Annotated in this window: 17 protein-coding genes; 10 read left to right on the forward strand and 7 right to left on the reverse strand. The window is 70.9% G+C overall.

What is annotated here, in order from left to right; translation table 11 throughout:
- Window positions 1-9: 9 nt before the first annotated feature.
- Genes ACIBVN_RS16315 through ACIBVN_RS16340 form a run of 6 tightly spaced genes read left to right on the forward strand, consistent with a single transcriptional unit; the run spans window position 10 to window position 6,628 of the window.
- Complete coding sequence (locus tag ACIBVN_RS16315) at window positions 10-885, forward strand: ATP-binding cassette domain-containing protein (protein ID WP_397136994.1); 876 nt, start codon at window positions 10-12, stop codon at window positions 883-885.
- Window positions 882-2,114: a sugar ABC transporter permease gene (locus tag ACIBVN_RS16320; protein ID WP_397136996.1), complete on the forward strand. Its 1,233-nt coding sequence runs from the start codon at window positions 882-884 to the stop codon at window positions 2,112-2,114. Before ACIBVN_RS16315 ends, ACIBVN_RS16320 begins: the two co-directional genes overlap by 4 nt.
- On the forward strand, window positions 2,114-3,592 hold the full coding sequence (locus ACIBVN_RS16325; protein WP_397136998.1) for an FGGY family carbohydrate kinase: 1,479 nt from the start codon (window positions 2,114-2,116) through the stop codon (window positions 3,590-3,592). The genes ACIBVN_RS16320 and ACIBVN_RS16325 overlap by 1 nt, the downstream gene beginning before the upstream one ends.
- Window positions 3,589-5,013 (forward strand): FGGY-family carbohydrate kinase, encoded by a 1,425-nt coding sequence (locus ACIBVN_RS16330; protein ID WP_397137000.1) that lies wholly within the window; start codon window positions 3,589-3,591, stop codon window positions 5,011-5,013. Before ACIBVN_RS16325 ends, ACIBVN_RS16330 begins: the two co-directional genes overlap by 4 nt.
- Window positions 5,010-5,627, forward strand: a complete 618-nt coding sequence (locus ACIBVN_RS16335) for a histidine phosphatase family protein (RefSeq protein WP_397137002.1) — start codon at window positions 5,010-5,012, stop codon at window positions 5,625-5,627. Before ACIBVN_RS16330 ends, ACIBVN_RS16335 begins: the two co-directional genes overlap by 4 nt.
- Complete coding sequence (locus ACIBVN_RS16340; protein WP_397137004.1) at window positions 5,624-6,628, forward strand: 2-hydroxyacid dehydrogenase; 1,005 nt, start codon at window positions 5,624-5,626, stop codon at window positions 6,626-6,628. The genes ACIBVN_RS16335 and ACIBVN_RS16340 overlap by 4 nt, the downstream gene beginning before the upstream one ends.
- Window positions 6,629-6,658: 30 nt before the next feature.
- On the opposite strand, the gene ACIBVN_RS16345 is transcribed toward ACIBVN_RS16340, so the two are convergent.
- The 4 genes from ACIBVN_RS16345 to ACIBVN_RS16360 form a co-directional block, all read right to left on the reverse strand.
- A complete protein-coding gene (locus ACIBVN_RS16345) occupies window positions 6,659-7,432 on the reverse strand; it encodes an AMP-binding protein (protein ID WP_397137006.1) in 774 nt (257 codons plus the stop codon).
- A gap of 311 nt (window positions 7,433-7,743) precedes the next feature.
- The gene (locus ACIBVN_RS16350) at window positions 7,744-10,098 is read right to left on the reverse strand and encodes an ATP-binding protein (protein WP_397137008.1); all 2,355 of its coding nucleotides are present in this window, start codon (window positions 10,096-10,098) and stop codon (window positions 7,744-7,746) included.
- Window positions 10,099-10,173: 75 nt separating this feature from the next.
- Window positions 10,174-11,622: a penicillin-binding transpeptidase domain-containing protein gene (locus tag ACIBVN_RS16355; protein ID WP_397137010.1), complete on the reverse strand. Its 1,449-nt coding sequence runs from the start codon at window positions 11,620-11,622 to the stop codon at window positions 10,174-10,176.
- A 36-nt stretch (window positions 11,623-11,658) separates the two neighbouring features.
- Window positions 11,659-12,018, reverse strand: a complete 360-nt coding sequence (locus ACIBVN_RS16360; RefSeq protein ID WP_397137012.1) for a MerR family transcriptional regulator — start codon at window positions 12,016-12,018, stop codon at window positions 11,659-11,661.
- Between the two features lie 80 nt (window positions 12,019-12,098).
- Between ACIBVN_RS16360 and ACIBVN_RS16365 the strand changes: the two genes are divergently transcribed.
- Complete coding sequence (locus ACIBVN_RS16365; RefSeq protein WP_397137014.1) at window positions 12,099-13,022, forward strand: aldo/keto reductase; 924 nt, start codon at window positions 12,099-12,101, stop codon at window positions 13,020-13,022.
- A gap of 22 nt (window positions 13,023-13,044) precedes the next feature.
- On the opposite strand, the gene ACIBVN_RS16370 is transcribed toward ACIBVN_RS16365, so the two are convergent.
- On the reverse strand, window positions 13,045-13,683 hold the full coding sequence (locus ACIBVN_RS16370; protein ID WP_397137016.1) for a TetR family transcriptional regulator: 639 nt from the start codon (window positions 13,681-13,683) through the stop codon (window positions 13,045-13,047).
- Window positions 13,684-13,751: 68 nt separating this feature from the next.
- On the opposite strand from ACIBVN_RS16370, the gene ACIBVN_RS16375 reads away from it, so the two are divergent.
- Window positions 13,752-15,047 carry a GH1 family beta-glucosidase gene (locus ACIBVN_RS16375; protein WP_397137018.1) on the forward strand — a complete coding sequence of 432 codons (1,296 nt, stop codon included), beginning with the start codon at window positions 13,752-13,754 and terminating at the stop codon, window positions 15,045-15,047.
- Here the strand turns inward: ACIBVN_RS16375 and ACIBVN_RS16380 are convergent.
- The gene (locus tag ACIBVN_RS16380) at window positions 15,029-15,925 is read right to left on the reverse strand and encodes a coiled-coil domain-containing protein (RefSeq protein ID WP_397137020.1); all 897 of its coding nucleotides are present in this window, start codon (window positions 15,923-15,925) and stop codon (window positions 15,029-15,031) included. The two genes, ACIBVN_RS16375 and ACIBVN_RS16380, sit on opposite strands and share 19 nt — an antisense overlap.
- A gap of 204 nt (window positions 15,926-16,129) precedes the next feature.
- On the opposite strand from ACIBVN_RS16380, the gene ACIBVN_RS16385 reads away from it, so the two are divergent.
- Together ACIBVN_RS16385 and ACIBVN_RS16390 are read left to right on the forward strand one after the other, a co-directional pair.
- Window positions 16,130-19,159 (forward strand): M14 family zinc carboxypeptidase, encoded by a 3,030-nt coding sequence (locus ACIBVN_RS16385; protein WP_397137022.1) that lies wholly within the window; start codon window positions 16,130-16,132, stop codon window positions 19,157-19,159.
- Window positions 19,160-19,282: 123 nt separating this feature from the next.
- The gene (locus tag ACIBVN_RS16390; protein ID WP_397137024.1) at window positions 19,283-20,716 is read left to right on the forward strand and encodes an aldehyde dehydrogenase; all 1,434 of its coding nucleotides are present in this window, start codon (window positions 19,283-19,285) and stop codon (window positions 20,714-20,716) included.
- A gap of 199 nt (window positions 20,717-20,915) precedes the next feature.
- Here ACIBVN_RS16390 and ACIBVN_RS16395 read toward each other — a convergent pair whose 3' ends face one another.
- Window positions 20,916-21,584, reverse strand: coding sequence for an alpha/beta hydrolase (locus tag ACIBVN_RS16395; RefSeq protein ID WP_397137026.1), 669 nt, complete (start codon window positions 21,582-21,584; stop codon window positions 20,916-20,918).
- Between the last annotated feature and the right edge of the window lie 47 nt (window positions 21,585-21,631).

Genomic DNA, 21,631 nt, shown 5'->3' on the forward strand with positions numbered 1-21,631 from the left:
AGAGCGCCGATGACCGTCCTGTCCCTGCGCGGGATCAGCAAGACCTTCGGCGCGGTGGCCGCGCTCACCGACATAGAACTCGACGTCGCGGCCGGACAGGTCGTCGCCGTCGTGGGCGACAACGGCGCGGGCAAGTCGACGCTGGTCAAGATCCTCTCCGGCGTGCACCCGCCGGACGCGGGCACGATCACGTTCGAGGGGAACGAGGTCGAGATCCCCACCCCGGCCGCCGCGCACAAGCTCGGCATCGCCACGGTCTTCCAGGACCTGGCGCTCTGCGAGAACCTCAACGTGATCCAGAACCTGTTCCTCGGCCAGGAGATCCGTCCGCTGCGCCTCAACGACGTGGCCATGGAGACCCGCTCGTGGGAGCTGCTCCGCCAGCTCTCCGCGAAGATCCCGAGCGTACGGGTGCCCGTCGCGGCACTGTCGGGCGGCCAGCGGCAGACGGTGGCCATCGCCAGGTCGCTGCTCGGCGACCCCAAGGTCATCATCCTCGACGAGCCCACCGCCGCGCTCGGCGTGGCGCAGACGGCCGAGGTGCTCAACCTGGTCGAGCGGCTGCGCGAGAACGGCCTGGGCGTCATCATGATCAGCCACAACATGGCGGACGTGAAGGCCGTCGCCGACACCGTCGCGGTGCTGCGGCTCGGCCGCAACAACGGAGTGTTCGACGTGGACCAGGTCTCCACCGAGGACATCATCGCCGCCATCACCGGCGCCACCGACAACGTGGTGTCCAGGCGTGCGGCCCGCGAGGGAGCGCCGTCGTCTGGAGGAGCGGCGGGAGCGCAGCGACCAGAGCGGGGGAAGGCGGCGGCATCAGAGGCGACCGAGCCCGCCTCACGGAGTGAGGCCATAGACACGAGGGGAGCTCAGGCGTGAGCACATTGACGACAGACCGCCAGGACGAGCGGCTCCAGAACCGCGACGGGCTGCGCGGCGCGCTCACCGACGTGCTCGAGCGGGCCCGCGGCGGCGACCTGGGCGTCATCCCCGTCGTGGTCGGGCTCGTGGTCATCTGGACGGTGCTGCAGGTCCTCAACCCGGTCTTCCTGTCCAGCGCGAACCTGGTGAACCTCACGCTGGAGTCCGCCGCAGTCGGCATCATCGCGCTCGGCATCGTGTGCGTGCTGCTCGTGGGCCAGATCGACCTGTCGGTGGGCTCGGTCAGCGGACTGTCGGGCGCGGTCCTCGCGGTGCTGTTCGTGAGCGAGGGGCTGCCGGTCTGGCTGGCCATCGCGGCCGCGGTGATCATGGGTGCGGTCATCGGCTGGGTGTACGGGCAGCTGTTCAACAGGTTCGGCGTGCCGAGCTTCGTGATCACGCTGGCGGGCCTGCTCGCCTTCCTCGGTCTCCAGCTGTACGTGCTGGGCACCAAGGGCTCGATCAACCTGCCCTTCGACTCGGGCCTGGTGAACTTCGCGCAGCTCGACTTCGTCCCGGCCTGGTTGTCGTACACGTTCGCGGTCATCGCCGCCGTGTGGCTGTTCGCCAGCGGCTACCTGCACGCGAGGGAGCGGCGCAGGGCCGGGCTGTCGGCCAGGAGCGTGTCGGTGCTGGCCGCCAGGAGCGTGGCGCTGCTGGTGGTGCTGGCGTTCGTGGTCTGGTACCTGGGCCAGACCCGCGGCGTGGGCTGGATGTTCGTCTTCTTCGTGGCGCTCGTACTGATCATGCACTACCTCCTGTCGCGCACGAAGTGGGGCAGGGCCGTCTACGCCGTGGGCGGCAACGTGGAGGCCGCCCGCCGGGCCGGCATCAACGTCAAGGCCATCTACACCTCGGTGTTCGTGCTCTGCTCGACGTTCGCTGCGGTCGGCGGCATCCTGGCCGCGGCCAGGCTCGCGGCGGCCAACCAGTCCAGCGGCACGGGCGACGTCAACCTCAACGCCATCGCGGCGGCCGTGATCGGCGGGACGAGCCTGTTCGGCGGGCGCGGCACGGCGTTCGGCGCGCTGCTCGGCATCATCGTGATCCAGTCGATCTCCAGCGGCCTCACCCTGCTCAACCTCGACTCGTCGATCAGGTTCGTGGTCACCGGTGCGGTGCTGCTGCTCGCGGTGATCGTCGACTCCGTGTCGCGGCGGTCGAGGACCTCCCACGGCAGGGCCTGATGGCGATCATCTGCGTGGACGCGGGGACCACGGTCATCAAGGCAGTCGGGTACGACGCCGAGGGCGCGGAGGCGTACGTCGCCAGGAGGGAGACCGCGGTCTCCCGGCCCGCGCCCGGCCATGCCGAGCAGGACATGGGCGCCGTCTGGGAGGCGGTCGCCGCCACCGTCCGCGAGGTCGCCGCCCGGCTGGACGGCGACGTGGACTTCGTGGCCGTGACGGCGCAGGGCGACGGCTGCTGGCTGGTCGACTCCAAGGGCGAGCCCACCGGGCCCGCGATCCTGTGGAACGACGCCAGGGCGGCCTCGACCGTGGACGCGTGGACCCGCTCCGGGATCGCGGCCGAGGCCTTCCGCCTGAACGGCTCCTCGGCCGCCTCCGGGCTGCCGCACGCGATCCTGACCTGGCTGCACGCCAACGATCCCGGACGGCTCGACCGCTCGAGCGCCATGCTGACCTGCGGCGGCTGGATCTTCGCCAAGCTGACCGGGGAGCTGGTGGCCGACGAGTCCGACGCCTCCGCGCCGTTCATGGACCTGCGGGCGCGTGCTTACTCCCCTTCGCTGCTCGCCTTGTTCGGAACGGAGTGGGCCGAGCGGCTGCTGCCCCCGATCCGCTCAGGCCACGTCGCCGAGCTGACCCGGGAGGCGGCCGCGGCGCTCGGACTTCCCGCCGGGACACCGGTCGTGATGGCCCCGTACGACATCGCCGCCACGGCACTGGGCGCGGGCGCGGTGCGGGCCGGGCAGGCGTGCGGCATCCTCGGCACCACGCTGTGCACCGAGATCATCGTCGACTCCGCCGACCTGGAGGGCGAGCCGACCGGGATCACGATCGCGATCCCCGGCGGCTACGTGCGGGCCTTCCCCACGTTCGCGGGCACGGAAGTGGTGCAGTGGACCTGCCGCCTGCTGGGCCTGAACGGCCCGGCTGAGCTGGGCGACCTGGCCCTGCTGAGCCAGCCGGGCGCGCGCGGGCTGACGTTGCTGCCCTATCTGTCGCCCGCCGGTGAGCGGGCGCCGTTCTCCGACCCGCTGGCCAGGGGGTCGCTGCTGGGCATGTCGTTCGAGCACGGCCGCGAGGACGTGGCCCGGGCGGCGCTCGAAGGGCTGACCATGGTCATCCGCGACTGCCTGGCCGCCACCGGCGCCGAGCCGACGGAGCTGCGCGTGTGCGGCGGCGGCTCGAACAGCACCGTCTGGCTCCAGCTGATCGCCGACGTCACCGGGCTGCCGGTGCGCCGCCCTGCCGACGCCGAGGTGGGCGCGCGGGGCGCGTACCTGGTGGGGCTGGCCGCCACCGGCGCCGCCCCGTCCATCGCCGCGGCGGCCTCGGAGCGGGTACGCATGCGCGACGCGCTCGAGCCCGCCCCCGCCCGCCAGGCGCTGTATTCGCGGCTGTTCGACGACTTCCTGACCCTGCGCGGGACGAACGCGGCCTCCTGGCCGTTGCTGGCCGAGATGAGGGGCCGTAGATGAGCGTGTGGATCGGTGTCGATCTCGGGACGCAGAGCGTGCGGGTGCTGGCCGTGGCCGACGACGGCCAGGTGGTCGGTACGGCCAGCCGCGCGCTGACCAGCCACCGCGACGGCCCCCGCCACGAGCAGGACCCCGAGCAGTGGTGGCGCGAGCTGGCCGGCGCCGCCCGGGAGGCACTGCGGGACGTGCCCGCGTCCGAGGTGGCCGGCGTGGCCGTCGACGCGACATCTGGAACGATCCTGCTCACGGACTCCTCCGGCCGGGCTCTGACGCCCGCGCTCATGTACGACGACCGCCGCGCCGACGCCGGGCGCGCCAACGAGGTGGGCGCGCCCGTCTGGGAGCGGCTCGGCTACCGGCGCATGCAGCCGAACTGGGCGCTGCCGAAGCTGCTCTGGCTGCTGGCGGACGCGCCCGAAGGGGCCCGGCTCGCCCACCAGAACGATTTCGTCAACCGGCGGCTGGTCGGGCACGAGGTGGCCACAGACCTGAGCAACGCGTTGAAGACCGGCGTCGACCTCATCGAGGAGCGCTGGCCCCTCGATGTGATGGACGCGCTGGGAGTGCCCGCGGAGATCCTGCCCGAGGTCGTGCGGCCCGGCACCCGGCTCGGCGTGGTCTGCGCCGAGGCCGCCGAGGAGACCGGCATCCCCGCGGGCACGCCCGTGATCGCCGGGACCACCGACGGGTGCGCGGCCCAGCTCGGCGCGGGCGCCAACCGGGTGGGCAGCTGGAACTCCGTGCTGGGCACGACACTGGTGCTCAAGGGCGTGACCAAGGAGCTGATCCACGACCCGCTCGGCGTCGTCTACTCGCACCGCGCGCCGGACGGCTCGTGGCTGCCCGGAGGCGCGTCGAGCACCGGCGCGGGCGTCCTGACGCGCGACCTGCCGGGCCGCGACCTCGACGCCCTGAGCGCCCAGGCCGCCGCCCGTCCCGGCCCGCCGGGGAGCGTCACGTACCCGCTGGTGTCGCGTGGCGAGCGCTTCCCGTTCGACGCCCCTGAGGCCGAGGGGTTCACGCTCGGCAGCCCCGCCGACGACGTCGAGCGCTACGCGGCGATCCTGCTCGGCGCGGCCTTCGTCGAGCGCCTCTGCTTCGACTACCTCGACCTGCTCGGCGCTCCCGTGGACGGCGAGCTCATCCTGACCGGCGGCGCCACCCGCAGCGCGTACTGGACGCGGCTCCGGGCGGACGTCCTGGGACGTCCCGTGACGCTGCGGGAGAACGCCGAGCCCGCCCTGGGCATGGCCGTCCTGGCGGCCGGCGACGCCGGCCCGATGATCAGGACCCGCGCGGTGGTCGACCCGTCGGGAGCCGATCTCACCGAGGCGTACCTGCGCTTCGTCACGGAGCTGGAGCGGCGCGGCTGGCTCGACACGGCCGCCGCGGAACACGCGCGCGAGAGGACCAACCGATGACCGACCTCGTCCTGGTACGCCACGGCGAGACCGTCTGGCACGCCGAGAACCGCTACGCCGGGATCAGCGACATCGACCTGACCCAGCGCGGCCACGCCCAGGCCGCCCAGCTCGCCGAGTGGGCCGGTCAGGCGGGCCTGTCGGCCGTCTGGGCCTCCACGCTCAGCCGCGCCCAGATCACCGCCGCCGCCGGCGCGGCCAAGGCGGGCGTCGCGCTCCAGACCGACGCCAGGCTGCGCGAGCTGGACTTCGGCGAGGGCGAGGGCCTGACCTCCGCCGAGATGGCGGCCCGATTCCCCGAGGCGCGCGCCGCGTTCGAGTCCGACCCCGCCGAGCACCCGCTGCCCGGCGGCGAGAACCCCCACCAGGCCGCCGACCGGTTCGTCGCCGCCCTGAACGACATCGCCGCCGCCCACGCCGACGGGCGCGTGCTCGTGGTCGCGCACACCACCGCCATCCGGCTCGCGCTGTGCCGTCTCATCGGCGTGCCGCTCGGCGAGTACCGGCGGCTGTTCCCGCGCCTGGACAACTGCGCCCTGACCGAGGTGCGACTTCGCGCTGGGCGGCGGGCCGCGATGCTGCAGTACAACTCCCCGATTGGAGCCGTTCGTTGACCATCCGAGTCCTTGCCGCAGGTGACCACTTCGTCCGGAACAGCCTGCTCATCGACGCGCTCAGGCGGGAGGTCCCCGGCGAGGTGGACATCCGCGAGCTGACGCTGCCGTGGCCGGTCGAGCCGTTCGGGCGGGTGGGCGAGGTCGACGAGGCGTCGGACGTGGAGGACGAGCTGATCGAGGCGCTGCGCGGCGTCGAGGTCTGCGTGACCCAGATGGCCCCCTTGACCAAGCGTGTCCTGGACGCCTCCCCTGACTTGCGGCTGTTCTGCGTGAGCCGGGGCGGCCCCGTGAACGCCAACCTGGAGGCGGCCAAGGCGGCGGGCGTGGCGGTGACGTTCGCACCGGGCCGCAACGCGGTGGCCACCGCCGAGCACACCCTGGCCATGCTGCTCGCCGCCACCCGCAGGATCCCCCAGACGCACAATGACCTGGCGGGGGGCGTCTGGCGGGGCGACTACTACATGTACGACAACGTCGGCCCCGAGCTGGACGGCAACACGGTCGGCCTGGTCGGCTACGGCGCCATCGGCCGCCGCGTGGCCCGCATGCTCGAGGGCTTCGGCGCGGACGTGCTGGTCTACGACCCGTACGTGGACGTGCCCGGCAAAGTGGAACTGGACGAGCTGCTCCGCCGCTCCCACTTCGTCTCCCTGCACGCCCGCGCCACCCCCGAGACCGTCGGCATGATCGGCGCGGCCGAGATCGCCGCCATGCCGCGCGGCTCGGTCCTGGTCAACTGCGCCAGGGGCGCGCTGCTCGACTACGACGCCGTGTGCGACGCGCTGGAGTCGGGCCACCTGTTCGGCGCCGCGATGGACGTCTTCCCCGAAGAGCCCATCCCGGCCGGCTCGCGCCTGCTCACCACCCCCAACCTGATCATGACTCCGCACCTGGCGGGGGCCAGCAAGCAGACGGCCATGAAGGCGGCCTCGATCGTGGCCGCGGACGTGGCCCGCTACGTACGCGGCGAGCCACTCGCCCACGTGGCCACCGTGTGAGCCACCGTGTGACAGGCCGGCTCTGCGTGGTCAGCGGATGCGCTCCAGCACGCCCTGCGGGCTCGTCACGACCGTGACGCTGAAGTCGTAGCTGGTGCCGGGGAGGTCGCCGCCGCCCGCGGCGACCACCAGCGCGCCCTTGGACACGCCGAGCCCGACCAGGGCCACGAGGTCGCAGCCGCCGTCGGGCAGCCACGTGGTGAGCACGACGTCGGACTCGGTCAGACGGACCGGAAGGTCGAGCTCGGCCATCCTGGTCAGGAGGTCGGCGTGGGACATCCGGCAGCCGTCCGCCGTCAGCAGCGCGTCCTGGCGTTTGGCGTCGAGCACGGGCAGGGCAGTGGGCTCCAGCGTGAGCAGCCCGCGGAAGTCGATCGTGTCGAGCGCCGTGCCCAGCGAGATGACCTGGCGCACCCGGGACTCGTCGGCCGCCCGGACCGCCGTCTCCGCCAGGTCGGGGGTGGTGATCAGGGTGCGGGCGTCGCACTCCCGCAGCCGGGCGGCCATCTCGCCGGCGCCGAGCGCCGGGTCGATCGGCGCCACCACCCCGCCCGCGGCCAGCACCGTGTGCACGGCCAGCGTCTGCGCGCCTGCCGTCGAGACGTGCACCCCCACCACCTGGTCGCGCCGCGCGCCCCTGCGTACGAGCCCGGAGGCGGCCCTGGTCACCTCGGTCACCAGCTTCCGGTAGCCGTAGACGTGGCCGCCGCGCAGATCGACGAGCGCCGGCCGCTCGCCGCGCTCGTAGGCCTGGCGGAACACCTCGTGGATCACGGTGCCGGTGGTCGAGGCGGTGGGCTTCATGACCGCCAACGTACGGCCGCCCGGCGAGCCCGGCATCGACTGATGTATGTAGGCCGATGTGCATTCCGGCGGGCGGGCCCGAGCCCTGCGCGACTCGAGCCCGCAGTCACGCGCCCGGAACCGGGCCCCCACCCCTCCGAGGAGGCCCGGCTCCGTGCGGACGCGTGACGTCCGCGATCGATCGGCCGCTACCCGCACGGCCGATCACACGTAGCAACGGTAAGTGTGCAGACGGGGGCAGCACATGCGCTGACATCGCCATTAGAGGGTGTAGCCGGGCCTGCACTGTGATGTGTAGAGAGGTGTACGGGTCAGCGGCTCTCGATTACCCATGCGGCGATCTGTGTACGTGTGGAGAAGCCGAGCTTGGACAGGATGTTGGCCACGTGGCGGGCGGCGGTGGCGGGGCTGATGACCAGTTCGTCGGCGATGGCCCGGTTGCTGAGCCCCCTGGCGATCAGCTCGGCGATCTCGCGCTCCCTGGCCGTGAGCCTGCTGTCCTGGTGGACCGATATGACGGGCGTGGCGGGCCGCTCTGGCAGCGTGCCGTCGAGAGCACACGCCACGGCCTGCTCGGCGGTCATGCCCGTGCCCTCGGCCCACAACATGCCGACCACGGCCTCGCCGAGCTCCGCCCGGGCGGGGCGCAGGACGTCCTCGGTACGCGCGTCCGGCTGCCGGCCACGCAGCGCGACCGAGGCGGCGGACAGCAGCACCGCGCGCCGGTGGTCGCCCTCGGCGGTGACCAGGATCGCCCACTCCTCCAGCCGCCTGGCGATGCCGGACCGCAGCCCCGCGTCACGGCTGAGCACCAGCGCCTCGGTGAGCCGTGCCCTGGCCTCCACCAGGTCGCCCTGGTCGAGCGCCACCTTGCCGAGCCCGGCGAGGCAGCTGACGATCTGCTGCCTGGCGTCCACGTGCCGCAGCAGACGCAGCCCCGACTCGTAGTGCCGCTTGGCCCTCGCGGGATCGCCCGAGCGCCTGGCCGCCTGGGCGAGCCCGATGTGGGCGAAGGCCTGGCCGACGTGGTTGTCGAGATCCTCGCTGATCGCCAGGACCTCCTCGAACGCGCGCTGTGCCTCGTGCAGGCGGCCGTGGTGCAGGCCGATCTGGGCCTTGGTGCCCTGGGCCAGCGACTCAAGGATGAGGTCGCCGGACTGCCTGGCCTGCTCCAGCGCGCGGGACAGGGTGTCGGGCTGGCCGGTGAGCTGGGCCAGCACGATCAGGCCGATGGCCTCGCCGTACCCGTCCTTGACCGATCTGCACAGATCGAGCCCCGCACGCGTGCACCGCGTGGCCGGCTCGAGGTCGCCCGCCGCCAGCGCCAGCTCGCCACGCAGGATGGTGGCCTGGCCGCGCAGCTCCGGCCGCACGTGCGGGGCGCCGAGCGCCAGCAGGCGGTCGAGCCGCTCGGTCACGTCGAGTTTCCTGCCGCTGCCCACCAGCAGGTAGCGGATGTCGGTCAGCAGGCCGAGCGCGGTCTCCGGCTGGCCGATGGCGATCGACCAGTCGCAGGCCGAGCCGAGCTCGGCCTTGAGCGCGTCGAAGAGGTTCACGTACCGCTCGATCACCGGCCACGACGTGCGCGCACCCGGCGCGATCGCCTCCTTGAACCGGCCCGCCATCGCGGCCATCGCGGTCAGGTGCCGGTGCCGCAGCTCCGGCTCCTCGCCGGACTCGGCGAGCTGCTCCAGCGCGTATTCGCGCACGGTCTCCAGCAGCCGGTAACGGGCCTGGCCGGCGATCTCACCGTCCAGGGCGACCAGCGACTTGTCCACCAGATCGCACAGCCTGAGCAGCACGTCCTCCTCAGGCAGCCCCGGTCCTGAGCAGACGGCTTCGGCCAGGTCGAGCGTCCACGAGGAGCGGAAGGCGGCCGTGCGGCGCAGCAGCAGCCGTTCCTGCGGGGTGAGCAGCCGGTAGCTCCAGTCCACGGCGGCCCTGAGCGTGCGGTGCCGCGCCGGAGCCGTACGCGCGCCGCCCGCCAGCAGCCTGAACCGGTCGTCGAGCCGCTCGACGAGCTGGCCGACCGACACCACCCTGACCATGGCGGCGGCGAGCTCGATCGCCAGCGGCAGGCCGTCCAGCGCCTGGCACAGCTCCACGACCAGGGGGCGTGTCTCGTCGGTCAGCTCGAAGTCGGGCCTGGCGGCGGTGGCCCTGGCCACGAACAGCCGCACGGCCTCGCTCTCCGCCCCGCCCACCGACAGCGGCGGCACCCGCCACACCGTCTCGCCCGGCATCCGCAACGGCTCCCTGCTGGTGGCCAGCACGGTGAGCCCGGGACAGGCGCCGAGCAGGTCACGGCAGAGCTCCGCGCACTCGCCGATCACGGGCTCGCAGTTGTCGAGCAGCAGGAGCGCGCGCCGCCCGCCGATCGTCTCGGCCAGGTCGCCCGCGATGCCGAGCGCGGCGGCGACGTAGCCTCTCAGCTCGCCCTTCTCCAGGTCGGCCAGCTCGATCAGCCACACGCCGCCCGGGTGGCCGGAGGCGACCCTGTCGGCCAGCCGCAGGGCCAGCCGGGTCTTCCCGATGCCGCCCGCGCCGCACAGGGTCACGGCACGCGACACGCGCATCAGGTGGACGAGCTCGTCAAGGTCGGACTCCCGACCCACGAACGCGTTGGGCTCGGCCGGCAAGTCGCTGAAGTCAGCAGATCGCAGCATCACTGTGAGTGTGTCACCAACTACGCCACGCGCCCAGATGTAATCGTGGAGAACTGTCAGTGCCCGCGGGCACATTCACTCCAGAGCCGCCGCGATGACGTCGTGGACGATCGTGGTCACCGCGTCGGCCCGCTGCCCCGGATGCTCCAGCACGACCCCCACCGCCACCTCGGGCGCGTTCGCGGGCGCGAAGGCGGTGATGACCGCGTGGTCGTCCGTCCCCGGGATGACCTTCGACGCGGCTTCCGCGGCCCGCGGAACGGCCACCCCGGACCCGCCGGAGGCGGCCGCGCGCGGCACCGTCGTCATCATGGCCACCAGGTTCCTGGCCACCGCGGGCGAGACGGCCGTCCGGTAAACCGCGGGACCGGCGCGGTCGATGACCGACCCGTCCGGCAGGCGCACCTCCTGCACCAGGTACGGCCGCATCAGCACCCCGTTGTTGGCCACCGCCGCCGACAACATGGCGACCATCAGCGGCGTCGCCCGGCTGTCGTGGTGCCCGATCGCCGACAGGGCGGTCTGCGGCCTGTTCATGGCGAGCGGATACCGGCTCGCGTCCGCGACCAGTGGAACCGCCAGGCTCGGCGCGTTGAACCCGAACGCCTCGGCCTGGTCCCTGAGCAGGTCCTGCCCGAGTTGGAGCCCGAGGTTGGCGAACGCGGTGTTGCAGGACACCTGGAACGCGTACGTCAGCGTGGGCCGGGCGTCCCCGCATCCGCCGCCGCCGGCGTTCTGCAGGAACGTCGAGGTCCCGGGGAGCCGCAGCCGGACGGGGGCGTCCACCGGCGCGGAGGGGGTGTACTCGCCGGAGGCCAGCGCCGCCGCGGCCGTCACCAGCTTGAACGTGGACCCGGGCGGATAGAGCCGGTTCAGCGCGCGGTTCAGCAGGGGGCGCGACGGATCCTGCCCGAGTCGCCGCGAGGTCTCGGAGAGCCGCACCGGGTCGAAGGTGCTGAAGGCGTTCGGGTCGTACGTCGGATAGGTGGCCAGTGCGAGGATCGCCCCGGTCGCCGGGTCGATGGCCACCACCGCCCCCGGCAGCCCCGTCGCCTTGAGTCCCTCGTACGCGGCCCGCTGCACCCGATCCCTGACGGTCAGCCGGACGTCCGCCCCCTCCACGGCGCCGTCCCTGACCAGCGAGCGCACCTTGACCTTGGGGTCCTCCCCGGACAGCACCCCGTCGCGCGCCTCCTCGATCCCGGTGGAGCGGTAGAGCGACATGTGCCCGGTGACCGCGGCGTACAGCTCGCCGTCCCGGTAGAACCGCTGGTAGAGGTACGGACCGGCGCGGGTCGGGCGGCTCGTGGCGATCGGCGTGCCGTCATAGGTGAGGATGTCGCCACGCGGATGGTCGAACCTGTCGATCAGCTGCCGCTCGTTCCTGCGGTCGGCGTTGAGCGCGCGCGAGCCGAACGCCTGGATGAGCGTAATGTGCGCCAGCACGAGGAACAGCATCGCCGAGCAGAGCTTGGCGACGCGGCGCAGCGACTCGTTGATCCGCTCCGCCCTCGATCCGGCCATGGATCTTGGTTTAACAGCCGGACCGCAAAGGCGGGGCTAGAGGATGCTGCGGTAGTAGGAGATCTTGTTGTGGATGTAGCGCTGCCGCTCGGTGAGATTGTCGATCTGCGCCCGGACCTGCCGGTCGTGCTCCTCCAGGAGCTTGATCCGGTCGGGGATCGTGTGGTCTCCCGCGCGTACCAGCTCGGCGAAGCGCTGCATCTGGCGGATGGGCATGCCCGTGTCACGCAGGCACCGGAGTGTGCCGAGCCAGCCGACGTCCTCCTGGCTGAACCTGCGCTGCCCGGCCGCGTTGCGGCCGACGCGCTCCAGCAGGCCGATCTTCTCGTAGTAACGCAGGGTGTCGAGGCTGAAGCCGGTCTCCTCGACCACTTCCGCAGGTGTGTACACGCTCACGGCTCTTAGCATTCCACCTGGAGTGCACTCCAGGTCAACGGCTTGACATGGAGCGCGCTCCAGCCCGCAGAGTCGAGATCATGAACATCGCACTCGGCACGATTCCGTTCGGCACCACCGTCGACCTGCGGGACACCTTCGCCATCCTGGACCGGTTCCACGAGGCCGGCGGCACGATGCTCGACACGGCCAACAACTACCCGTTCTGGGTGGAGGGCCGGTCGGGCGACGAGAGCGAGCTGGCCATCGGGGCGTGGCTGGCCGCCCGCGGCCACCGCGACGAGATCTTCATCAGCACGAAGGGCGGCGCCCGGCCCACCGTGCCCGGCGACAACACCCTGGACTCCGCCGAGGGTCTGTCCGCACCCGCCGTCGCCAAGGCCGCCGAGGGCAGCCTGAAGCGGTTGGGGACGGACTACATCGACCTGTACTGGTCGCACATCGAGGACCGTTCCGTCCCGCTGGAGGAAACTTTGGGGGCGCTGAACGAGCTCGCCCAGCAGGGCAAGATCCGCAGCACTGGGGCAAGCAACATCGCGACCTGGCGCCTCGAACGGGCCAGGAGCCTGTCAGCCGCGCGCGGCTGGACCCCGTACACCTACATCCAGCTCCGCCACACGTACCTGCGGCCGCGGCCCTTCACCAAGCTCACGGAGGGCGGGCACCGGCTGGCCTCGGACGAGACCCTCGACTACCTGGCCGCCGAGCCGGACGTGACGCTGTGGGCGTACAACACGCTGATGTTCGGCGCGTACACGCGGCCCGACCGGCCGATCCCCGAGATCTACGACCACCCTGGGACCACGCGCCGGCTCGCGGTGCTGCGCGAGGTCGCGGACGAGCTGGGCGCCACCCCGAACCAGGTGGTCCTGGCCTGGCTGGTGGCGGACGGCATCGTGCCGATCGTCGGCGTCTCGACGATGGCCCAGCTGGAGGAGGCCATCGGCGCCGCGGACCTCAAGCTCGACCCCGAACTGCGCACCCGCCTGAACAGCGCCGCCTGATCTCCACCCGCTCAGGACCGGGTTACGGGAGATGGTCGGCCAGGTAGCGGCGGACGAGGTGCTTGCACTCGGCGATCAGCAGCGCGTCGCCGCGGGGATCCGCGCGGAAGGCCAGCTTGAGCACCGCGTCCGTGGCCTCCACCGCCACCAGCAGCGCACGGTCCAGCCCCGGGCCCACGGGGGCGTCCAGGAGTTCGAGGGTGAGGGCACGCAGGCGCTCGGCCACCACCGCGTTGTTCTCCTGCGTCCCGTCCAGCGCCCGCCGGCTCCCCTCGACCGAGGGTCCGCCGGGCGCGAGGAGGATCTCGCCGAAGTCCACCACCGCGAACCCCGGCGTGGTGCGCTTCATGTCGACGAACTCGTCGATGGCCAGGTCGACCAGGTCCGTCCAGTGCCCGAGGTCGGCCTGGGGTATGCGTTCGCTGATCCGGGCGAGAAAGGCGTCGAGGTTGCGCCGCGCCAGCGCCCGCACCAGCCCCTGCTTGTCCTGGAAGAACTGGTAGAACGTGCCGATCGGGACCTCGGCCCGGCGCGCCACTTCCTTGGTCGTCAGCGCCTCGTAGCCGACCTCGTCGAGCAGGAGCGCGCACTCGTCGAGCATCCGCTCCACCCGCTCCACGCTCCGACGCTGGGCGGGACGGCGGCGCAAAGTACTCGTCATGCCCCCATCCTGGCCTATTACTCACAGGTAAAGTTCGCCACGAAAGCGTCGGACAGGGAGGAGCCAGGATGTTCCTGTGGGGTACGGCCACGGCCGCGTACCAGATCGAGGGCGCCGTTGAGGAGGACGGCAGGGGCGTCTCCATCTGGGACACCTTCGCCCACGAGCCGGGTCGCACCAGGGACGGGCACACCGGGGACGTGGCGTGCGACCACTACCACCGGTGGGGCGAGGACCTCGAGCTGATGTCCGGTCTCGGAGTGAACGCCTACCGCTTCTCGATCGCCTGGCCGCGCGTCCAGCCCCAAGGCGACGGGCCCGTCAACGCGAAGGGGCTCGACTTCTACGAGCGGCTGGTGGACGCGCTGCTCCAGAGTGGCATCCAGCCGGTGCCGACGCTGTTCCACTGGGACCTGCCGCAGGCGCTGCAAGATCGCGGCGGGTGGTTGACTCGCGAGGTCTCGGAGAAGTTCGCGCACTACGCCGCCGCAGTCGCCGACCGGCTGGCCGACCGCGTCCCCCTCTGGATCACCCTGAACGAGCCGTTCGTCCACATGGCCTACGGATACGCCATGGGCATCCACGCCCCCGGCCAAGCGCTCCTCACGGACGCGCTCCCCGCCGCCCACCACCAGCTCCTGGCCCACGGACTGGCCACACAGGCACTGAGGGCCGCGGGCGCCCGCCAGGTCGCCATCACCAACAACTGCACCCCGGTCTGGCCCGCCTCGCAGCAGGAGCCCGACCTCAAGGCGGCGGACGCGTACGACATCCTCCACAACCGCCTGTTCAACGACCCCATACTTCTCGGCAAATATCCAGACTTGTCGGCATACGCCCCAACCCTGGACTTCCTCCAGGACGGCGACCTCGACATCATCGCCACCCCGCTGGACGCCCTCGGCGTCAACTACTACAACCCCACCCGCATAGCCGCCCCCGCCGACGAAGGACTCCCCTTCTCGGACGCGGGCATCACCGGCCACCCCACCACCGCGTTCGGCTGGCCGGTCGTCCCCGACGGCCTGCGCGAGCTCCTGACCGGCCTCAAGGAGCGGTATGGCGCCGCGCTCCCGCCCGTCCTCATCACGGAGAACGGCTGCTCCACCGAGGACACGACCGAGGACGGCGCCCGCATCGAGTTCCTGGACGGCCACATCGGGGCGATGCGCCGGGCCATGGCCGAGGGCGTGGACGTGCGGGGCTACTTCGTCTGGTCCCTGCTGGACAACTTCGAGTGGGCCGAGGGCTACCACCAGCGCTTCGGCCTCGTACGCGTGGACTTCGAGACCCAGCGCCGCACCCCGAAGGCGTCCTACCGGTGGTTTCGGGACTTCCTGAAGGCTCAGAACACCGACACGTGAACGTGGTCGTAGTGGTTGGCCGTGATCCCGCCGCGGTCCGACATCGGATCCCAGCCGCCCCCTGACCGGATGTCGTAGTACCGCTGCTTCCAGATGATGTACATGACGCCGAGCCGGGCGCCGTTCTTGATCAGATAATCCGCCAGGGCATCGCCGCGGGCCCCGTCGGCCCCGGCGGCCATGGTGCCGCCTCTCGACATCATGAAGTCGCAGGCCCGGCCCTTCCCGTGCTCGCCGGGGTCGCCGGGGCGCAGGCAGCCGACGCCGTACTTCATGGGGAAGTTCTGCATGATCGCGGCGCGCACCGAGATCATGCGCTGCGTCAGCCCCTCGGAGCCGCCGGGCTGCTGGAAGCCGTACTTGGCGAGCAGCTTCTCGACCTCGCGCTGCTTGCTCTGCAGGTTCTTGATCTCCTTGGCCAGCTTCTCGATCTTGCCGTTGGCGGCGATCTTCGCTTCCTTGGACTTCTCGATCAGCTTCTTGACGTTCTCGACGCGCCGGGTGCGCTCCTCGGCCATGTAACTCATGTTGGCCGCCTGCCCCAGCAGCGCGGACGGGTCGGCGTTGGGGACGATGAGCTGGAGGGTGTCAAGAGGACCCGTCATGTAAGCGGTCTGCGCGATGCGCCCCACTTCCGCCTGCGCCTCCTTGAGCTGGGCCTGCAGGGCGCCGGAGGTGGTGGTGGCCTTCTTCACCTGGAGCTTGATCTCCTCCAGGCTCTGGATCTGGCCGCGGTAGCGCTTTTCCAGCTGCGCGGCCTGCTTGGTGAGTTTTCGCAGGTCAGCCGGGCTGGGATCGGCCGCGGCCGGCAGCGGCACGGGGAGGCCGAGCAGCCCGGCAAGGACGGCGACAAGACCGGCGATCCGCCAGATTCTCACACCCGTCCCCTCCCTATAGACGGACCGAAACTATAGAAGATGATCTTGATTCCTGTCACCCGAACGGCCGAACTGCCGCACCTTTGGCGAAATTTCGGGTGATTTGTCCGGATTAAGGCGGAGCTAAAGATTGGGCCTTGTATAGATCGCTCCAACGGTCTGAGATGGCGATCGAACTCGTCTCTGCGAAGGGGCAGACAGACCGTGTCTCGATCATTGACCCTCGCCGCCGCCGTCATCCTCGGCTTAGGCACGTCCATCGTGGCCACGACCGCGCAAGCGTCCGTGGACCCCTTACCGGCCGGCGACCGCATCGAGCTCTACCAGCTCGACAGCCCGCCGGGCACCGCCCAGACCCTCAGGGAGAAGGGCTTCGACGTCGTCCAGCAGCAGATCGACGGCGGCAAGGAGCACATCGAGCTGACCGCCGCCCAGACGGACCTGGCCGCGCTGCGCAAGCTCGGCCACAAACCCGAGCCCGTACGCAACCCGCACGGCCAGACCCAGCTGGAGGCCGCCAAGGCGCAGGCGGCGGGCGGCTACACCGTCTGGAAGTCCTACTCCGAGCCGGGCGGCATCGCCGACCAGCTCAAGGCCATCGCGAACGCCAACAAGGACATCGTCAAGCTCCAGTCGATCGGCAAGTCGCTGAAGGGCCAGGACATCCTGGCCGTCAAGGTCACCACGGGCGCCCGGCTGCTGCCTGACGGCGTCAAGCCCTCGACCCTCTACTCCGCCACCCAGCACGCCCGCGAGTGGATCGCCACTGAGGTGGACATGCGGCTGCTCAAGTACGTGGTCGCGAACAAGGGCACGCTGAGGGACCTGCTCAACAGGACCGAGCTGTGGTTCGTGCCGGTGGCCAACCCCGACGGGTACGACTTCACCTTCACCGAGGGCAACCGCCTGTGGCGCAAGAACCTGCATGACAACAACGGCGACGGCAAGATCACCGTGGGCGACGGCGTCGACCCGAACCGGAACTTCCCCACGAACTTCCACTACGACGAGGAAGGCTCGTCGAGCATCCCGAGCAGCGAGACCTACCGCGGCACAGGCCCGGCCAGCGAGCCGGAGACCAAGGCCATGATCGGCCTGCTCAGCCGCGTCCGGTTCGAGATGCAGCTCAACTACCACTCCTACGGCCCGCTGCTGCTCTACCCGATGGGCGTGCAGATCGCCACGGAGACGGCCGACAACCCGATCTACGAGGCGCTCACCGGGAACGACGCCAAGCCCGCGATCCCCGGGTTCGACCCCGACCTCGGCGCCGAGCTGTACACCACCAACGGCGACACCAACGACCAGGCGCACTTCCAGTACGGCACCCTGTCGTGGACGCCCGAGCTGAACGAGGGCTGCGACGGCTGCGGGTTCGTCTTCCCCGACGACGAGGCGCTGGTGCAGGCGGAGTTCGAGAAGGGCGTGCCGTTCGCGCTCGACGTGGCCAGGTCCGCGGTCAACCCCGTCGAGCCGGTGAACCACCTGGGCAACACCACCCCCGACTTCGAGCTCGACCCGTTCGAGGTCAGCCACGGCAAGGACCAGGTCGTCCAGGTCAACGCCAAGCGCAAGCTCGGCCCGGTCTTCCTGAACTACCAGGTCAACGGCGGCCGTACCAGGACGGCCCTGACCTCGGAGTGGAACGGCGGCGAGCGCTACGGCAAGGGCTACAACCGCTACTACCACCGGCTGCGCGGCAAGATCACCGGTACGAAGCCCGGTGACAAGGTGAAGGTCTGGTTCAGCTCGATCGGCAAGAAGAGCGCCGACTTCACCTACACCGTTGACATGGACATCGGCATCGGCAGCAAGAACAGGGTGCTGATCCTGGCCACCGAGGACGTCACGGGCCTCAGCCCCGCGCAGGGCGTGACCGAGGCCAAGTACGCCGACGAGTACGCCGCCGCGCTCCAGGCAGCCGGCTACACCTCGGACGTGTACGACATGGACAAGATGGGCCGCAAGGCCCCGCACCCGCTCGGCGTGCTCAGCCACTACAAAGCGGTGGTGTGGGAGACCGGCGACGACATCATCCCGAGATCGCCCGGCCAGGTGGGCGGCACGACCTCCAAGGGCGGCGTGGACACCGAGCTGGCGGTCCGCGACTACCTGAACGAGGGCGGCAAGCTGCTGCACGCCGGCAAGTACCCGTCGTACGCGGCCAACAACAACGGCGCCTACTACTACCAGCCCGACCAGCCGGCGCAGCCCGAGTGCACGGTCCCGGACGACCCGCCGTGCATCCCGGTGTTCAACGACTTCCAGCAGTACTGGCTGGGCGCGTACGTCTACTTCGACGACGCAGGCACCGACCACGGCACCGGACAGCCGTTCGCCCTTAAGGGCCACGGGGGCACGTTCGAGGGCTTCGACGCCACGATCGAGCCGGGCCACACCAACTCGTTCGTGGCGACCTCGGCCATCCTGCCCGCCGACCGGTTCCCGCTGTTCGCGAGCTCCGCGCAGGTCAAGTGGGCACGCCCGGGCGGCCCGTTCGACCCGCGCACCGGGGCGTGGGACGTCTACAGCGGCATCGCCGACGTCTCGTGGAAGCGGCTGACCAAGACGATCGACCTGACCGGGAAGAGCGGTGGCGACCTGTCGTTCTGGACCTCGTACGACACCGAGGGCAGCTGGGACTTCCTGACGGTCGAGGCGCGCACGGCGGGCGGCGACGACTGGACCACGCTGCCGGACGCCAACGGGCACACCACCCAGGAGACCGGCAGCAGCTGCGATCCGCCCAGCGGCGGCGCGGGCTGGCGGACGATCCACCCGTTCACCCAGCGCTACCAGGGCCAGAACTGCGAGCCGACCGGCACCTCCGGCTCGTGGAACGCGGCCTCCGGCAACTCCGGCGGCTGGCAGCAGTGGAAGATCGATCTGACCCCGTACGCGGGCAAGAAGGTTGAGCTGTCCATCTCCTACATCAGCGACTGGGGCACCCAGGGCGCGGGCGTCTTCCTGGACGACTTCACGCTCACCCTGGACGGCGCGACGGCAGAGCAGACCTCGTTCGAGTCGGACCTGGGCGGCTGGACCGTGGGGGCGCCTCCCGAGGGCACCTCAGTGTCGATCAACAACTGGTTCCGCACGGACCAGGTCTTCGAGGAGGGCGCGGGCATCGTCACCAAGGACACCGTCTACCTCGGATTCGGCGCTGAGAGCGTGACCGACCCGGCCACGCGCGCCGACCTCGTCAAGCGGTCCATGCGGCATCTGCTCGGTTAGGGCCCTGGAGGGGTGCGGCACGCCATGCCGCACCCCTCTTGCGTGTCCGGACAGAACATGGTTCGGTCACCTTGAGACACTCCGAAGGCAAGCAAGCATTCGGTCAAGCAGGAGGCTCACGACATGCGCCAGCACGACACGCTGTTCATCGGGGGCGAATGGGTGGCCCCAGCGGGCACCGGAACGATTGACGTCGTCTCCCCGCACACCGAGGAGGTGGTCGGCCGGGTGCCCGACGGCACGGCCGAGGACATGGAGCGGGCGGTCGCGGCCGCCAGGGAGGCGTTCGACCACGGGCCATGGCCGCGGATGACGTTCGCCGAGCGGGCCGAGGCGATCGGCAGGCTGGCCGCGATCTACAACGAGCGGCAGGGCGAGATGGCCCAGCTCATCACGGAGGAGATGGGCTCGCCGATCACGTTCTCGAACCTCGCCCAGGCGCCCCAGCCGCTGGGCATGCTGCAGTACTACGCCGAGCTGGGCAAGACGTTCGAGCAGGAGGAGCAGCGGCCGGGGCTGTTCGGCCCGACCACCGTGCGCAGGGAGCCCGTGGGCGTGGTGGCGGCCGTGGTGCCGTGGAACGTGCCCCAGTTCGTCACGATGACCAAGGTCGCGCCCGCGCTGCTGGCCGGCTGCACCATCGTGCTCAAGCCGGCGCCCGAGACGCCGCTGGACGCGTACCTGCTGGCCGAGTGGGCGCTCGAGGCGGGCCTCCCGGCGGGCGTGCTCAACATCGTGGCCGCGGGCCGCGAGGTCGGCGAGCACCTCATCTCCCACCCCGGCGTGGACAAGGTGGCCTTCACCGGCTCGACGGCCGCCGGCCGGCGCATCGCGGCCATCTGCGGCGAGCAGCTCAAGCGGGTCAGCCTGGAGCTGGGCGGCAAGTCCGCCGCGATCATCCTGGACGACGCCGACCTGGCCGCCAGCATGGGCTTCCTGTCCATGGCCGCCCTCATGAACAACGGCCAGGCGTGCGTGGCCCAGACCCGCATCCTGGCCTCGCGCAACCGCTACGACGAGGTCGTCGAGGCCGTCGCCGGCATGGTCAACTCCCAGCCCGTCGGCGACCCCGCCGACCCGGCGACCGGCATCGGCCCGCTGGTGGCCAAGCGGCAGCAGGACCGGGTCGAGGGCTACATCAAGATCGGCATGGACGAGGGCGCCAAGGTCGTCGTCGGCGGCCTCGACCGCCCGCACGACCGCGGCTGGTACGTCTCCCCCACTGTCTTCGCCGGCGTCACCAACGACATGCGCATCGCCCGCGAGGAAATCTTCGGCCCGGTCCTGGCCGTGATCCCGTACGAGGACGAGGCGGACGCCGTACGCATCGCCAACGACAGCGACTACGGCCTGGCCGGCACGGTCTGGACGGCCGACACCGAACGCGGCATGGACGTGGCCCGCCAGGTCCGCACCGGCACGTACGGCGTCAACTGCTTCATGCTGGAGACCAACGCGCCCTTCGGCGGCTACAAGGCCAGCGGCATCGGCCGCGAGCTGGGACCCGAGGGTCTGAACGGCTACCTGGAGTACAAGTCGATCGCGCGGCTCGGCTGAGCTCATAGGAAAGGGCCTCGTGGCACGACGCCACGAGGCCCTTTTTGCTGCGGAATGTGCACCCAGCGCGCCCCCGCAACGCTAGGTACAGATCCCGCTACCCGAAGTATGTCTCACGTCCACCGCGACGACGGTTTCCTTCCCCAGAGACTTTCTCCCGGCGGTTTTTTTCTTTCCGCCCTAGATAGACGCTTTTAACTCACGAAAGGTTCGATGCGATCCATTTGCCGATTCTGCGGATGAGATCGGGGGTCGCGGCGGACTCCGCGTGCCCGTACCCGGGCTCGATCCAGAGCTCCTTGGGCTCGCGCGCGCCCGCGTAGAGCTGGTGCGGGTGGTCGAGCGGGAAGAACGTGTCGGCGTCGCCGTGCACGATCAGCAGCGGCGTCGGCGAGATGAGCGCGGCGGCCTCGTGCGGCGGCATCGGGATCGGGTCCCACTGGCCGCGGGCGATCCTCGTGCGCTTGGCCATCCTGGCCGCCCAGCGGCCCAGCGGCCGCTCGATGGCCCAGTGGACCTGCCGCATCGGTTTGGTGCCGCGGTAGTACCAGCGCGCCGGGCCGCTCACCGCCACCACCGCGTCCACGCCCCCGCGCAGCGCCGCGTGCCGCACGGCCACCGCCGCGCCCATGGAGAAGCCCACGAGCGCGATCTTGGAGTAGCCGACCACGCGGGCGTGCCTGACGGCGGCCTCCACGTCGAGGACCTCCAGGTCGCCGACCGTGGTCTCGCCCCCGGAGCGCCCGTGGCCGCGGAAGTCGAAGGCGACCACGCCGCCGTACTCGCTCAGCACGTGCACGATGCGCCGCGCGCTGCGCTCCCGCCACGACCCGGTGAACCCGTGTGCCAGAACCAACCCCGTGTTCATGGCCTCCGCTCCGCAGAGGCGGGCTCGGTCGCTTCCGTGCCGTCGCC

This window comes from Nonomuraea sp. NPDC049400 (genome assembly GCF_044466425.1).
Lineage (GTDB): Bacteria > Actinomycetota > Actinomycetes > Streptosporangiales > Streptosporangiaceae > Nonomuraea.